At 72.4% G+C, this 13,045-nt stretch carries 12 protein-coding genes and 1 pseudogene; 6 read left to right on the top strand and 7 right to left on the bottom strand.

Translation table 11 applies throughout. From position 1 onward, the window contains the following. Positions 1-16 precede the first annotated feature (16 nt). The 3 genes and pseudogenes from ACWFQ8_RS05330 to ACWFQ8_RS05320 all read right to left on the bottom strand — a co-directional run bounded on the left by ACWFQ8_RS05330 (position 17) and on the right by ACWFQ8_RS05320 (position 2,609). Positions 17-1,159: an acyl-CoA dehydrogenase family protein gene (locus ACWFQ8_RS05330; protein ID WP_453784837.1), complete on the bottom strand. Its 1,143-nt coding sequence runs from the start codon at positions 1,157-1,159 to the stop codon at positions 17-19. 10 nt (positions 1,160-1,169) lie between these two features. Beyond that, positions 1,170-1,301: pseudogene (locus ACWFQ8_RS05325) on the bottom strand (LLM class F420-dependent oxidoreductase); the annotation flags it as partial. 60 nt (positions 1,302-1,361) lie between these two features. Continuing rightward, complete coding sequence (locus ACWFQ8_RS05320) at positions 1,362-2,609, bottom strand: CaiB/BaiF CoA transferase family protein (RefSeq protein WP_453784836.1); 1,248 nt, start codon at positions 2,607-2,609, stop codon at positions 1,362-1,364. Positions 2,610-2,877: 268 nt separating this feature from the next. Here ACWFQ8_RS05320 and ACWFQ8_RS05315 point away from each other — a divergent pair, with 268 nt between their 5' ends. Continuing rightward, a complete protein-coding gene (locus ACWFQ8_RS05315; protein WP_453784835.1) occupies positions 2,878-4,077 on the top strand; it encodes a saccharopine dehydrogenase family protein in 1,200 nt (399 codons plus the stop codon). On the opposite strand, the gene ACWFQ8_RS05310 is transcribed toward ACWFQ8_RS05315, so the two are convergent. Continuing rightward, positions 4,074-4,754, bottom strand: a complete 681-nt coding sequence (locus ACWFQ8_RS05310; RefSeq protein ID WP_453784834.1) for an endonuclease V — start codon at positions 4,752-4,754, stop codon at positions 4,074-4,076. The two genes, ACWFQ8_RS05315 and ACWFQ8_RS05310, sit on opposite strands and share 4 nt — an antisense overlap. Before the next feature lie 26 nt (positions 4,755-4,780). On the opposite strand from ACWFQ8_RS05310, the gene ACWFQ8_RS05305 reads away from it, so the two are divergent. Continuing rightward, a complete protein-coding gene (locus ACWFQ8_RS05305) occupies positions 4,781-5,080 on the top strand; it encodes a YciI family protein (protein WP_453784833.1) in 300 nt (99 codons plus the stop codon). 52 nt (positions 5,081-5,132) lie between these two features. Here the strand turns inward: ACWFQ8_RS05305 and ACWFQ8_RS05300 are convergent, their stop codons facing one another. Next, entirely contained in the window at positions 5,133-6,173 is a 1,041-nt protein-coding gene (locus tag ACWFQ8_RS05300; protein ID WP_453784832.1) for a WD40/YVTN/BNR-like repeat-containing protein, read from the bottom strand. Positions 6,174-6,634: 461 nt separating this feature from the next. Here ACWFQ8_RS05300 and ACWFQ8_RS05295 point away from each other — a divergent pair, with 461 nt between their 5' ends. The 3 genes from ACWFQ8_RS05295 to ACWFQ8_RS05285 all read left to right on the top strand — a co-directional run bounded on the left by ACWFQ8_RS05295 (position 6,635) and on the right by ACWFQ8_RS05285 (position 10,202). Beyond that, positions 6,635-7,051 carry an SsgA family sporulation/cell division regulator gene (locus ACWFQ8_RS05295; protein WP_453784831.1) on the top strand — a complete coding sequence of 139 codons (417 nt, stop codon included), beginning with the start codon at positions 6,635-6,637 and terminating at the stop codon, positions 7,049-7,051. Between the two features lie 239 nt (positions 7,052-7,290). Next, entirely contained in the window at positions 7,291-8,928 is a 1,638-nt protein-coding gene (locus ACWFQ8_RS05290; RefSeq protein ID WP_453784830.1) for an ABC-F family ATP-binding cassette domain-containing protein, read from the top strand. Positions 8,929-9,230: 302 nt separating this feature from the next. Then, entirely contained in the window at positions 9,231-10,202 is a 972-nt protein-coding gene (locus tag ACWFQ8_RS05285; RefSeq protein WP_453784829.1) for an acyl-ACP desaturase, read from the top strand. Between the two features lie 130 nt (positions 10,203-10,332). Here the strand turns inward: ACWFQ8_RS05285 and ACWFQ8_RS05280 are convergent, their stop codons facing one another. Both ACWFQ8_RS05280 and ligD read right to left on the bottom strand, forming a co-directional pair. Then, complete coding sequence (locus ACWFQ8_RS05280; protein WP_453784828.1) at positions 10,333-10,575, bottom strand: WhiB family transcriptional regulator; 243 nt, start codon at positions 10,573-10,575, stop codon at positions 10,333-10,335. A gap of 244 nt (positions 10,576-10,819) precedes the next feature. Then, a complete protein-coding gene (gene ligD, locus ACWFQ8_RS05275) occupies positions 10,820-11,851 on the bottom strand; it encodes a non-homologous end-joining DNA ligase (RefSeq protein WP_453784827.1) in 1,032 nt (343 codons plus the stop codon). A 75-nt stretch (positions 11,852-11,926) separates the two neighbouring features. Between ligD and ACWFQ8_RS05270 the strand changes: the two genes are divergently transcribed. After that, positions 11,927-13,042 (top strand): ATP-dependent DNA ligase, encoded by a 1,116-nt coding sequence (locus tag ACWFQ8_RS05270; protein ID WP_453784826.1) that lies wholly within the window; start codon positions 11,927-11,929, stop codon positions 13,040-13,042. Positions 13,043-13,045 lie beyond the last annotated feature (3 nt).

Here is a 13,045-nt window from a genome sequence, read left to right as displayed (position 1 = left end):
TTCTGAAGGTGCGGCGTCAGCCGAGGAGGGAGCGGCCGATGATCTCTTTCATGATCTCGGTCGTGCCGCCGTAGATGGTCTGGATGCGCCCGTCGGTGAAGGCCCGCGCGACCCGATATTCGGTCATGTATCCGTAACCGCCGTGGAGTTGCAGGCAGCGGTCGGCGACCCGCTTCTGGAGCTCGGTGGCCCACCACTTGGCCATGGAGGCGTGCACGTGGTCCAGTTCGCCGTTCGCGTGGTCGGCGATGCAGCGGTCGAGGAAGGTACGGGTGACGGCGCACTCGGTGGCCATCTCCGCGATCTCGAAGCGGATGTGCTGGAGCTTGGAGAGCGGCCGGCCGAAGGCCTCGCGCTCCTTGACGTACCGCGTGGTGATCTCCAGCAGGTACTCGGCGGCGGCGATGCCGGCCATCGCGATGCCCATCCGCTCCTGCGCGAGGTTGGTCATCAGGTGGACGAACGCGCCGTTCGGCTCGCCGAGGAGGTTCTCCTTGGGGACCCGTACGTCATGGAAGAACAGCTCGGCCGTGTCCTGCGCCTTCTGGCCGATCTTGTCGAGGTTGCGACCGCGCTCGAAGCCCTCCGCCCCGCGCTCCACGACCAGCAGCGACAGGCCGTGCGCCCCGCCCTCGGGGGTGGTCCGGGCCACGACGATCACCAGGTCGGCGAGGATGCCGTTGGAGATGAAGGTCTTCGAACCGTTCAGCACCCAGTGGTCGCCCCGGTCCTCGGCGGTGGTCCTGATCCCCTGGAGGTCCGAGCCCGCGCCCGGTTCGGTCATCGCGATGGCCGTGATGGTCTCGCCCGAGCAGAAACCGGGCAGCCAGCGGCGTTTCTGCTCCTCGGTGGCGAGGGAGGTCAGGTAGGGGCCGATGATGTCGTTGTGCAGGCCGATGGCGAGTCCGGGGGCGCCCGCCCGGGTGAACTCCTCGGCGATCACGGCGGCGTAGCGGAAGTCGGTGTTGCCGCCGCCCCCGTACTCCTCGGGCACGGCCAGGCCCAGCAGGCCCTGGCGGCCGGCGGCCCGCCAGGCGGCGCGGCTGACGATGCCGTCCTTCTCCCACTGCTCGTAGTGCGGCAGCACCTCCTTGGCGAGGAAGGTGCGGACGGTCTCGCGGAACGCCTCGTGGTCGGCGTCGAAGATCCGGCGTTTCATCGAAGGCTCCTCACAGCCAGTTCTCGACGGTTTCGACCAGCCGCGCCGGCTCGGGGCCGACGGGCGTGGTGTCGAGCATGGTGACCCCCGCTGCTTGGAAGGCCTCGACGCGCTCGCGTACGTACCCCTCGGGTCCGCACAGCGTCGTCAGCGGCCGCGCGGCGCGGATCGCAGGCGTGGTCGAGCATCATGGACAGTTCCATCAGCCCTCTTCCTCCGACGGCGCCGCCGGCGCGTCCCGCGGCCGGTCCGCGTCGTCCAGCAGGGCCGGTACGCCCCAGTCGGCCGCCACGGAGGCGGTGTGCGCGCCGGGCAGGGCGGGCCCGCCGGTGACCGTCCCCGGGGTGGCCGAGAAGCGCGGTGCGGGGGCGGGCTGGATGATCCCGCCGACGTCGGTGAAGGTCCCGCGCGCGGCGAGGTGCGGATGGTGCGGGGCCTCGCGCAGCGAGAGCACGGGGGCCACGCAGGCATCGCTGCCCTCGAAGACCTCCGTCCACTCCTGCCGGGTACGGGACTTGAAGCGGACGGCGACGGCCTCGCGCAGTTCGCCCCAGCGGGCGAGGTCCTTGCGGGCCGGGGCCCGGTCCTGGATGCCGAGGAGGGCGGTGAACTCGTCGTAGAACTGCTGCTCCAGCGCGCCGACCGCCATGTACCGGCCGTCCGAGGTCTCGTAGGTGCCGTAGAAGGGGCAGCCGCCGTCGAGGAGGTTCGCGCCGCGCCGGTCCTGCCAGCCCCCCGCCGCCATCATCCCGTGGATCATGGCCGTGAGGTGGGCGGTGCCGTCGACGATGGCCGCGTCGACGACCTGGCCGGCGCCGGTGGCGCGGGCGTGCTGGAGGGCCGCGAGGACCCCGATGACCAGATAGAGCGAGCCGCCCGCGTAGTCCCCGACCAGGTTGGCGGGAACGGCCGGGGGCTCGCCCGGGTTGCCGATCATGCCCAGCGCGCCGGTCACCGCGATGTAGGCGATGTCGTGCCCGGCGGTGTGGGCGAGCGGGCCCTCCTGGCCCCAGCCGGTCATCCGGCCGTAGACCAGCTTCCGGTTCCGGGCGTGGCAGTCGGCCGGGCCCACGCCGAGCCGCTCGGCGACTCCCGGGCGGAAGCCCTCGACGAGGACGTCGGCCCGTTCGGCGAGGTCCAGGACCCGGGCGGGGCCCCCGGGCGACTTGAGGTCGACGAGGACGGACCGCTTGTTGCGGTTGGTGATGTCGTAGGCCGGGTCGACGGCGAGTCCGCCACCGCCCGGGCGGTCCACCCGTACGACGTCCGCGCCGAGGTCCGCGAGGAGCATGGCGGCGAACGGGCCCGGACCGATGCCCGCCAGTTCGACGACGCGCACACCGGCGAGCGGGCCGCCGCCGGGCAAGCCGCCGCCCTCGCCGGGGAGGCCGCCACCCGGTGGGCGGCCGGTCCCGCCGCCGCCCGCGTTCCCGTTCCCTGTCACTGCCATCGAGCCCCCAGCATTCCGGTCCGCGCGGCGATTACGACTGTGTGACACAACTGATGTAACACCATCGATGCTAGGAACGTGTTCCACGCAGCACAAGAGCAAGCGCTTAGTCGTTTCGCCGGCGCGCCCCGCTCCCCCGTGATCGACCGCGCCGCGCGATCGCCGGCGCGGCGCCCCCGGGACCGTCTCGCCGCGCGCGTCCCCGGGGCGCCGCCCGCCGCCACCGCACGCTAGCCTCGGCCACCGACACCAGCTGGGAGGAGCGGCCATGAACGCAACGGTTCGACAGGACCATCCCGAACGGCCCTACGACGTGGTGCTGTTCGGTGCCACGGGCTTCGTGGGGGCCCTGACCGCCGAGTACCTCGCCGCGCACGCGCCCGCAGGCTGCCGGTGGGCCCTGGCGGGCCGGGACCTCGCGAAACTGGAGCGCCTTCGCGAGCGGCTGGCCGAGGCCGATCCGTCCCTCACCGGGCTGCCCCTGTTCCGGGCGGACGCCTCGGACGCCGCGGCCATGCGCGAACTCGCCGCGTCCACCCGGGTACTGGCCACCACCGTGGGCCCGTACGTCTGGTACGGCGCGGGCCTGGTGGCCGCCTGCGCCGAGGCGGGCACGGACTACGTGGACCTGACCGGTGAGCCGGAGTTCGTGGACCGGATGTACGTCGAACACGACGCGCGCGCCCGCGAGACCGGGGCACGCATCGTCCACGCGTGCGGCTTCGACTCGATCCCGGCCGATCTGGGCGCGTACTTCACCGTGCGCCGACTGCCGGAGGGCGTCGCGCTCGCCGTCGACGGCTTCGTGCGGTCCAACGCCCTCTTCTCCGGCGGGACCCTGGCCTCGGCGCTGACCGCGCTCAGCCGGGGCCCACAGACCCTGTCGGCCGCGCGCGCCCGCCGGCTGCACGAGCCCCGGCTGCTCGGACGCCGGGCCCGGGGCCCGGTGGGCGCGCCCCGGTTCAGCCGGGAGACCGGCACCTGGGCCCTGCCGCTGCCGACCCTGGACCCCGCGATCGTCGCCCGCTCGGCGGCCGCCCTGGAGCGGTACGGCCCGGACTTCCGCTACCGCCACTTCGCCTCCGTCAAGCACCTGCCCGTCGCCCTGGGCGGTACGGCCGCCGTGGGCGCCGCGGCGGCCCTGGCGCAGGTCCCGCCCGCCCGACGCTGGCTCATGAACCGCTGGGAGTCGGGTCAGGGGCCCGACGCGGAGCGGCGGGCGCGCAGCTGGTTCACCGTACGGTTCGTGGGCGAGGGCGGCGGACGGCGCGTCCTGACCGAGGTCGCGGGCGGCGACCCGGGCTACGGGGAGACCGCGAAGATGCTGGCGGAGTCGGCGCTCTGCCTGGCCCACGACGCCCTCCCGGAGGTCTCCGGCCAGCTCACGACGGCGGTCGCGATGGGCGACGCCCTCATCGCCCGCCTCCAGAAGGCCGGCATCACCTTCCGGGTGGCGCAGGAGCGCTAGCCCGTCGCTTCGCGCAGGGCCCGCCGGCACAGGGAGTCGGCGTGCCGGGTGCTCTCGGGGATCCGGAAGCGGGGGCTCAGCGCGAGGGCGTGGGCACAGGCGTTGTCCAGCGAGATCCGGTGCCCGACGGAGACGTAGACCGGCTTGATCCCGTCCTGCGTGCGCAGCGCCCGCCCGACCTCGGCGCCGTCGGCGGCCCGCAGCGCGGCGGTGTCGCCGCGATGGGCGCCGGGCTCCTCGTAGGTGAAGGTGAACGGATTCTTCGCCACCCCCATGGCCGGGAGCCCGGTGACCACGCCGAGGTGGCAGGCCAGGCCGAAGCCGCGGGGGTGGGCGAGCCCGTACCCGTCGCAGACGACGAGTCCGGGCGCGGTGGTGAGGGCGTCGAGGGCGGCCAGTACGGTCGGCAGCTCGCGGAAGGCGAGCAGGCCGGGCACGTAGGGGAAGCTGACGTGCCCGACGGCGGTGGCTTCCTCGACGACCTCCAGGGTGGCGGCGTCGAGCACCACGGCCGCGGCGGCGACGAGGTCGCGCGCGTCGTCGTACGCGACGTCCACTCCCGCGACCAGCCCCCGGCCCGGCGGGGGCCCGGTCTCGGTGAGCACTACCTGATGGCGCAGTTCGTCCTGTATCGCCCGGGCATCGGCCTCATCGGCGGGGGTCTTCACACTCGTCATGATGAGGCGAGAGTAGCCTGGCGATCATGTTCGTCATGGAGCTCACCTACACCGCGCCCATCGAAGCCGTCGAAGACCAGCTGGACGCCCACCTGGCCTGGCTGGACGGCTACTACGCGTCCGGCGTCTTCCTGGCCTCGGGCCGCAAGGTCCCCCGCGACGGCGGCGTGATCCTGGCCGGCGGCGTCTCGCGGGCCGAGATCGAGAAGATCGCGGCCGAGGACCCCTTCACCGTGGCGGGCGTCTGCGCCTACCGCATCACGGAGTTCCTCGCCACGAAGACCTCGTCGGACCTGTCGACGGTCCGCGAGAACCCGCCCCTGTAGGCAACCCGCGCCGCCCCGGGCCCCGCGGGACGCGCGGGGCCCGGGGCCCGGCTCAGCCGCGTTCCAGCCTGGCCGCCCTTCCCTTCTCCCCCGCCGCCCAGCAGCCCGCGTCCGCCGCACAGGACACCGTGTCGAACGAGCCGGCTGCCAGTGGCCGCCAGGTGCGCCCGCCGTCCGTCGTCACGTCCGTGCCCGTCGGGCCGACCGCCAGGGCCGTCGCCGCGCTGTACGGGAACCAGGCCGCGCCCGAGCGGTACGCCGGGGGCGGGGTCGCCGCCGGGCGCCAGCTCCGGCCGGCGTCGGAGGAGAGCGCCGCCGCCCTCGGCGACGGCTGCCCCGTCCGGTAGTCACCGCCGACCGCGATGCCCCTCGTACGGTCCCGGAAGGCCAGGGCGAAGACGCCCCGCGCCGGGTCGCCCGCCGGCAGGGTGGACTCGGCCACCCGCCATGTCCGGCCCCGGTCCGAGGAGTGCAGGATCCGAGCGGTGGCCCCGCCGCCCGTGGCCAGCCAGACGTCGCGGGACCCGGCGCCGACCAGGCACTGGCCGCTCGCCGCGAAGCCGGCCTCGCCCGGCAGCGCCCGCGGCATGCCCGCGTCCGGCAGGACCCGCCAGCTCCGGCCGCCGTCATCGGTGGACAGGATGCGGAACTTCCCGTCCACCGGGTCGCTCATCGCCAGCCCGTGCCGCGCGTCGAAGAAGGTGAGGCAGTCGTAGAAGGCGCGCGGATCGGGATTGCGGAAGGTCTCGGTCCAGGTGGCGCCGCCGTCCTCCGTGCGCAGCACCCTGGACGCCTCGCCCTCGCCGATCGACAGGGCCACCGCCCGCCGGGCGTCGAAGGCCTCGATGTCCCGCAGTTCCAGCCCCTCCGCGACCGCGCCCGGCGGCGAGACGTCCCGCCAGCTGCGTCCGCCGTCCACCGTGCGCAGGACGGTCCCCTTGGAACCGGCCACCCAGGCCGTGTTCCGGCTGACCGCCGCCAGCCCGCGGAAGCGGGAGTCCTTGCCGGTCTCCTTCAACGCCCAGTGCACACCGGCCCTTTCGGCCCCGACTCCCGCACCCGCGCCGCCGGTACCGGCACCGGCACCGGCCATCGCCAGGTCCGCCGCGGTCGCCGTGCTCCCACCGCCCGACGGCGCCCCGCCCGATGATCCGCCCCCGGCATGTGCGGGCGCGGCTGTCAGGCCCGCCGCCAGAAGTGCCGCACACATGCCAACTCCGAGCCCAGTTCCCAGAAGTCTCATGGCGCCGGAAGCTAACGCACGGCGGATACGCCGTCCAGGGTGCCTCCGTGCCCTGAAAAACGGCGCCTTGGGCCTGTGGAGTGATCGGGAACCAGCCCTTCTCCGACGGCCGGGAGCACGGCGAACCGGCTGCTCTTCCTTGGCTCACGCCCCACTCTTGGTCACGCTGTGCGATCACACAGGCAAGTTCCGGCCAATCGGTGACACAGGTCACGTCACCTCTCGTGCACGGAATTGCCGATTCCGGCGTCTATCGGGTTGCCGGTCGCCAGCCATTGCCCGGCAGCAGATCCGCCGCAAGGGAGTGAGCCTTGATCACTGTCATCGAGCAGGCCATGCAGGCCCGTCTGGTCGCCATCGCGCCGAAGGTCGAGATCGTTCCCGTCACTCTCTGCTACGAACAGTCGGATCCCTTCGCCATCCGCATGGCGTTCCCCGCCCCCGCCACCCTGGAGGGCGTCGCGGTCTCGTGGACCTTCGCGCGCGAACTTCTGGAGTCCGGGCTCAGCCGCCCCTCGGGCCACGGCGACGTGCGCGTGCGCCCCTACGACGGCGACCGCACCACCATCGAGTTCCACGCGCCCGAGGGCGTCGCGATCGTCCTGCTGCTGACGGCCGAGCTGCGGCGCTTCCTGGAGCGCGCCGCGACCGTGGTCCCGCCCGGCTTGGAGCACCTCTACCTCGATGTGGACCAGAGCCTGGCGCAGCTGATGCGCGACACCTGCTGACCGGGCACGCACCCGCCGCCCGCACCGCCCACGCCCACCGGCACCCCCCTTGCCCTTATTCGTTTGCGGGCGGCTCCGGCCGCCCGTAGCTTCGTAGACGCCCCATCGCCGCCGAAACGGAGTAGGACATTGCTCGTCTGAGGTTCGAGACACCGACCCCCGCGACCCTCCGTGTCGCCGGCCCGCCGTCGGCTGTCTCCCCGAGTTGCACGCACCACTCACGCAACCTGGAGGCCTCCATGAGTCATGCCCCTGCTTTCATCACCTGCTCCGACCTGTCCTTCGGCTGGCCCGACGGAACCCCCGTCCTCGACGGGTTCCACCTCGCCGTCGGCCCCGGCCGCACCGGCCTGATCGGGCTCAACGGATGCGGAAAGTCCACCCTGCTGAGACTGATGGCGGGTGAACTGATCCCGACGGACGGCGAGTTGTCCGTCGCCGGCACGGTCGGTCACCTCCCGCAGGACGTCATCCTCGACACCGCGCTCCGTGTGGACGAGGCGCTGGGCATCCGCGCCACCCGTACCGCCCTGCACGCCATCGAGGCCGGCGAGGCCACCGAGGCCGACTTCGCCGCCGTCGGCGACGACTGGGACGTGGAGGAACGGGCCCTGGCCGCGCTCGACCGACTCGGGCTCGCCCGGATCGGGCTGGACCGTACGGTCGGCGAGCTGTCCGGCGGCGAGTGCGTCCTGCTGCGGCTGGCGGCCCTGCTGCTGGCGCGGCCCGACGTGCTGCTGCTGGACGAGCCCACCAACAACCTGGACCTGCGCGCCAGGCGCCGCTTGTACGCGGCGGTCGAGTCCTGGACGGGCGTGATGGTCCTGGTCAGCCACGACCGCGAGCTCCTGGAGCGGGTCGACCAGATCGCCGAACTGCGTGACGGCGAAGTGCGCTGGTACGGAGGGAACTTCACCGACTACGAGGAGATGCTCGCGGTCGAGCAGGAGTCGGCGGAGCGGATGGTCCGCGTCGCCGAGGCCGACGTGCAGCGCCAGAAGCGCGAACTCGCCGATGCACAGGTCAAGTTGGCGCGTCGCAAGCGCTACGGCCAGAAGATGTTCGAGAACAAGCGCGAGCCGAAGATCGTCATGGGCGCCCGCAAGCGGGCGGCGCAGGAGTCGGCGGGCAAGCACCGCATCATGCACACCGAGAGGCTCACGCAGGCGAAGGAGCGGCTCGATCAGGCGGTGGATGCGGTGCGCGACGACGACGAGATCCGCGTCCGACTGCCCGCCACCCAGGTCCCGCCGGGGCGGCGCGTCCTGACCCTGAACGAGGTGGAGCTCGCCCACGGCGCCGCCGTGCGGGGCGAGTGGGAGCTGCGCGGACCGGAGCGGATCGCGCTGGTGGGTCGCAACGGTTCGGGCAAGACCACGCTGCTGCGCACGATCGCGGGACTGCTGGCACCGGCGTCCGGGACGGCGGTACCACACGTGACCACGCGGTTCCTGCCGCAGCGGCTGGACGTGCTGGACGACGACCGCACGGTGGCGGAGAACGTGGCGCGGTTCGCGCCGCAGGCCACCGACAACGTGATCCGGGCCCGGCTCGCGCACTTCCTCTTCCGCGGCGCCCGGGCGGACCGGCCGGCCGGCACCCTGTCGGGCGGCGAGCGGTTCCGGGCGGCTCTGGCGGCCCTGCTGCTGGCGGAGCCGGCCCCGCAGCTGCTGATGCTGGACGAGCCGACGAACAACCTGGACCTGGCGAGCGTGCGGCAGCTGACCGCCGCGCTGGAGTCGTACGAGGGGGCACTCGTCGTGGCGAGTCACGACGTGCCGTTCCTGGAGTCGATCGGCATCACGCGCTGGTTGCTGCTGGACGGCGACCTGCGGCCGACCACGGCCGAGGAGGTCCGGGCGACGCTGTGGCACTGACGGCGGGCGGGCGGCCGGTGCGGTCGACCGGCCGCCCGCAGCGTGCGTTCCCGGCTCACCGGAACTTTGCCCTCCGCGCTCTGCGACCCGCTCCCGCTGTCAATGCGGGGACGGAGAGGCCACCTGGCCGCGTGACTTTGCTCCTCCATATGCCCTGCGGAGGCCACTCAAACTGCGTAGATAACGGGATGTAACCGGACATAGGCATGCCTGGGACTTGGCTCACCTTGATGTCGCGCTTAACCTACGACTCCGTAGGCTACGGAACCGTAGGTAATTTCGCTTTGCACTCAGGAGTACCCGTGACGATCACCTCTCCCCACCTCGGCAGCTCGGAGGCGTGGACCGACGCCAAGCTGCTGTTCGCGCTGGAAGAGGTGGTGGAGAAGGAACTCAACCGCCACCTGACGGTCACCAAGGACTGGATGCCCCACGAGTACGTCCCGTGGAGCGACGGCCGCAACTTCCCCGGATTCTTCGAGGACGGCGAGGCCTGGGACCCGGAGCAGTCCAAGGTCACCGAGATCGGCAAGATCGCGCTGGTCGTGAACCTGCTGACCGAGGACAACCTCCCCAGCTACCACCACGAGATCGCCTCGCTCTTCGGCCGCAACGGCGCCTGGGGCACCTGGGTGCACCGCTGGACGGCCGAGGAGGGCCGCCACGGCATCGTGATGCGCGACTACCTGCTGGCCTCGCGCGCCGTGGACCCGGACAAGCTGGAAGCCTTCCGGATGCAGCACATGTCGGAGGGCTTCGAGTCCGACAACCGGCACTCGATGCTGCACTCCGTGGCGTACGTCGCCTTCCAGGAGCTCGCCACCCGCATCTCGCACCGCAACACCGGACACCAGTCCGGCGACCCGGTCTGCGACCGGATGCTGGCCCGCATCGCGCAGGACGAGAACCTGCACATGGTCTTCTACCGCAATCTGCTGGGCGCGGCCTTCGAGATCGCCCCGGACCTGACCATGCAGGCCGTCCGGGACGTCGTCGTCGACTTCCGGATGCCCGGACACGGCATGCCCGGCTTCGAGCGGATGGCCGCGCAGATGGCGATCGGCGGGGTCTACAACCTGCGGATCCACCACGACGACGTGTTGAGCCCCGTGATCCGCTTCCTCAAGATCATGAGCATCGACGGTCTCGGGCCCGAGGGTCAGAAGGCCCAGGAGGAGCTCGGCCTGTTCATGAACGGCCTGGACACCGAGGCCCGCAAGTTCGACGAGCGCCTGGCCGCACGCGCGGCCCGGATCGCCGCCCGCAAGGGCTGAGCGGACGCTCCTACCCCTCACGCCCGCGCGCCCCGGTCCGAGCTCGTGCTCGGGCCGGGGCGCGCGGGCGTGAGGGGTGCGGGGCGCGGGCGTGTCGGGTGCGGGGCGCGTCGGTGCCTGGCCCGGCCCGTCAGCGGCCGGCGCGCAACGCCAGGCGTTCGGTCTCGGAGAGGCCGCCCCAGACACCGAAGCGCTCGTCGTTGGCCAAGGCGTACTCCAGGCATGCCGCCCGCCCCTCGCACGCCCCGCACAGCCGCTTCGCGTCGCGCAGCGACGAACCGGGCTCCGGAAAGAAGAATCCGGGGCCCGTCTGGGCGCACAGGGCCAGGTCGTACCAGGCGGGGGCGGCGGCAGCGGTGGTGTTCATCGACATGCCGGTGATCCTCGCCGCCGCCGATGGACGTCCGATCAACGCCTGATCAACACTTACCGCGCACCCTCCCCGAGGGCGAGCATCGCACCCGCCACTGACAAGCTCGGGCACGGCAGCGGGCGGGCCTCCAGGTCCAGGAACGTGCAGGCGGCGCGGGTCGGGAAGGCCGGCCCGCCCGTGCTCGACGGATCGGCCGCCGCGACCGGCCCCCCGGGAGGCGGTCTCGGGAACACGGACCGGGCGGCTACCCGTCCGAGCCGCCCTCCTGCTTCGCGCGGCTCGGTTGGACGCGTTTGGGTTCGCCCGGCATCTTCGGGTAGTCCGGCGGGTACGGCATGTCGCCCAGGCCGTTGTCGTGCTCGTCGCGGGCGGCGAGTTCCAGGACGGCGTCCAGGGTGAAGGCGTGGTCGTCCATGTCGGCGTGCAGGTCGCCCAGTTCGGCGAAGCGGGCCGGCATCGTCACGATGTCGAAGTCCCTCGGCTCCGCGTCGTCCACCTCGTCCCAGCGCAGCGGCGCCGACACCGGGGCGTGCGGTCGCGGGCGGACGGAGTAGGCGGAGGCGATCGTGCGGTCGCGCGCCGTCTGGTTGTAGTCGACGAAGATGCGCTCGCCTCGCTCCTCCTTCCACCAGGCCGTCGTGACCTTTCCGGGCATCCGGCGTTCCAGTTCCCGGCCGAGGGCGATCGCGCACCGCCGGACCTCGGTGAAGGTCCAGCGCGGTGCGATGGGTACGAAGACGTGCAGGCCCCGGCCTCCCGAGGTCTTGGGCCAGCCGCGCAGGCCCAGTTCCTCCAGGAGTGCGCGCAGCTCATGGGCGGCGGCCACCGCGTGGTGGTAGTCGGTGCCGGGCTGCGGGTCCAGATCGATGCGCAGTTCGTCGGGCCGGTCGGTGTCCTCGCGCCGCACCGGCCAGGGGTGGAAGGTGAGGCAGCCCAGGTTCGCGGCCCACAGGACGGCGGCCGGCTCGGTCGGGCAGATCTCGTCGGCCGTGCGACCGCTGGGGAAGGCGATGTGGGCGGTCGGGATCCAGTCGGGGAGGTTTTTCGGGGCCCGCTTCTGGAAGAACGACTCGCCCTCCACTCCGTCCGGGAAGCGTTCCAGCGTCGTGGGCCGGTCGCGCAGGGCCCGTGTGATGCCGCCCGCGACCGCCAGGTAGTACTCGGCCACGTCCCGCTTGGTGAGCCCGCGCTCCGGGAAGTACACCTTGTCCGGGCTGGACAGCCTGACCGTCCGCCCGCCCGCGTCCAGCTCGATCGCACTACCGGCAGCACCCATGTGCGCCACGGTAGGCGGGCCCGGCCGGGTGCGCATACCGGGCGGGGCCGGACGTACCACCGCAGAATTTCAGTCATGGACCTGCCGGTGATGCCGCCCGTGAAACCGATGCTCGCCAAGTCCGTGGCGAAGATCCCGCCGGGCATGCAGTACGAGGCCAAGTGGGACGGCTTCCGGGCCATCGTGCACCGCGACGGCGACGAGGTCGAGATCGGCAGCCGCACGGGCAAGACGCTGAACCGGTACTTTCCCGAGCTGGTGGCGGCGCTGAAGGAGAACCTGCCCGACCGCTGCGTCGTGGACGGCGAGATCGTCATCGTGCACGACGGGCGCCTGGACTTCGACCGGCTGACCGAGCGCATCCACCCCGCGCAGTCGCGGGTCACCCTGCTCGCCGGTGCCACGCCGGCGAGTTTCGTCGCTTTCGACCTGCTCGCGCTCGGCGACGAGGCGCTCCTCGACACCCCGCTCAGCGCGCGCCGCACCGCCCTCGCCCAGATCCTCTCCACCGCTCGTCCCCCCGTCCATCTCGCGCCCGCGACCACCGATCCGGCGCTCGCGCGGGAGTGGTTCGAACGGTTCGAGGGCGCCGGGCTCGACGGGGTGATCGCCAAGCCCCTGGATCTCCCCTACCGGCCCGATGCCCGCCTCATGTTCAAGGTCAAGCACGAACGTACGGCGGACGTCGTCGTCGCGGGCTACCGTTTCCACAAGAGCGGTCCGATCATCGGATCACTCCTCCTCGGTCTGTACGACGACGGGGGCGCGCTCCAGCATGTCGGCGTGTGCGCCGCCTTCCCGATGAAGCGCCGGGCCGAGATGGTCGAGGAGCTCGAACCACTGCGCATGCCGGACCCGCAGGGGCACCCGTGGGCAGCATGGGCGCAGGAGTCGGCCCACGAGAGCGCGCGGCTGCCGGGCGCGCAGAGCCGCTGGACCGGGAAGAAGGACCTGTCGTGGGTGCCGTTGCGGCCGGAGCGGGTCCTGGAGGTGCGGTACGACCACATGGAGGGGGACCGCTTCCGGCACACGGCCCAGTTCGCCCGCTGGCGGCCCGACCGGGAGCCGGAGAGCTGCACCTACGCCCAGCTGGAGGAAGTCGTCGGCTACGACCTCGCCGAAGTCCTCGGAGCCCCTCCCGCCGAGACCGAGACGGATACCGAGACGAACACCGGCACCGGCACCGAGTAGGCC

This window comes from Streptomyces sp. NPDC055254, from assembly GCF_053606025.1.
This window is presented reverse-complemented; position numbering and strand designations above follow the sequence as displayed.

Coding starts and splice junctions, on each gene's coding strand:
- ACWFQ8_RS05330 (WP_453784837.1), bottom strand. CDS start 1,159: ATGAAACGCCGGATCTTCGACGCCGACCACGAGGCGTTCCGCGAGACC.
- ACWFQ8_RS05320 (WP_453784836.1), bottom strand. CDS start 2,609: ATGGCAGTGACAGGGAACGGGAACGCGGGCGGCGGCGGGACCGGCCGC.
- ACWFQ8_RS05315 (WP_453784835.1), top strand. CDS start 2,878: ATGAACGCAACGGTTCGACAGGACCATCCCGAACGGCCCTACGACGTG.
- ACWFQ8_RS05310 (WP_453784834.1), bottom strand. CDS start 4,754: ATGACGAGTGTGAAGACCCCCGCCGATGAGGCCGATGCCCGGGCGATA.
- ACWFQ8_RS05305 (WP_453784833.1), top strand. CDS start 4,781: ATGTTCGTCATGGAGCTCACCTACACCGCGCCCATCGAAGCCGTCGAA.
- ACWFQ8_RS05300 (WP_453784832.1), bottom strand. CDS start 6,173: ATGGCCGGTGCCGGTGCCGGTACCGGCGGCGCGGGTGCGGGAGTCGGG.
- ACWFQ8_RS05290 (WP_453784830.1), top strand. CDS start 7,291: ATGAGTCATGCCCCTGCTTTCATCACCTGCTCCGACCTGTCCTTCGGC.
- ACWFQ8_RS05280 (WP_453784828.1), bottom strand. CDS start 10,575: ATGTCGATGAACACCACCGCTGCCGCCGCCCCCGCCTGGTACGACCTG.
- ligD (WP_453784827.1), bottom strand. CDS start 11,851: ATGGGTGCTGCCGGTAGTGCGATCGAGCTGGACGCGGGCGGGCGGACG.
- ACWFQ8_RS05270 (WP_453784826.1), top strand. CDS start 11,927: ATGGACCTGCCGGTGATGCCGCCCGTGAAACCGATGCTCGCCAAGTCC.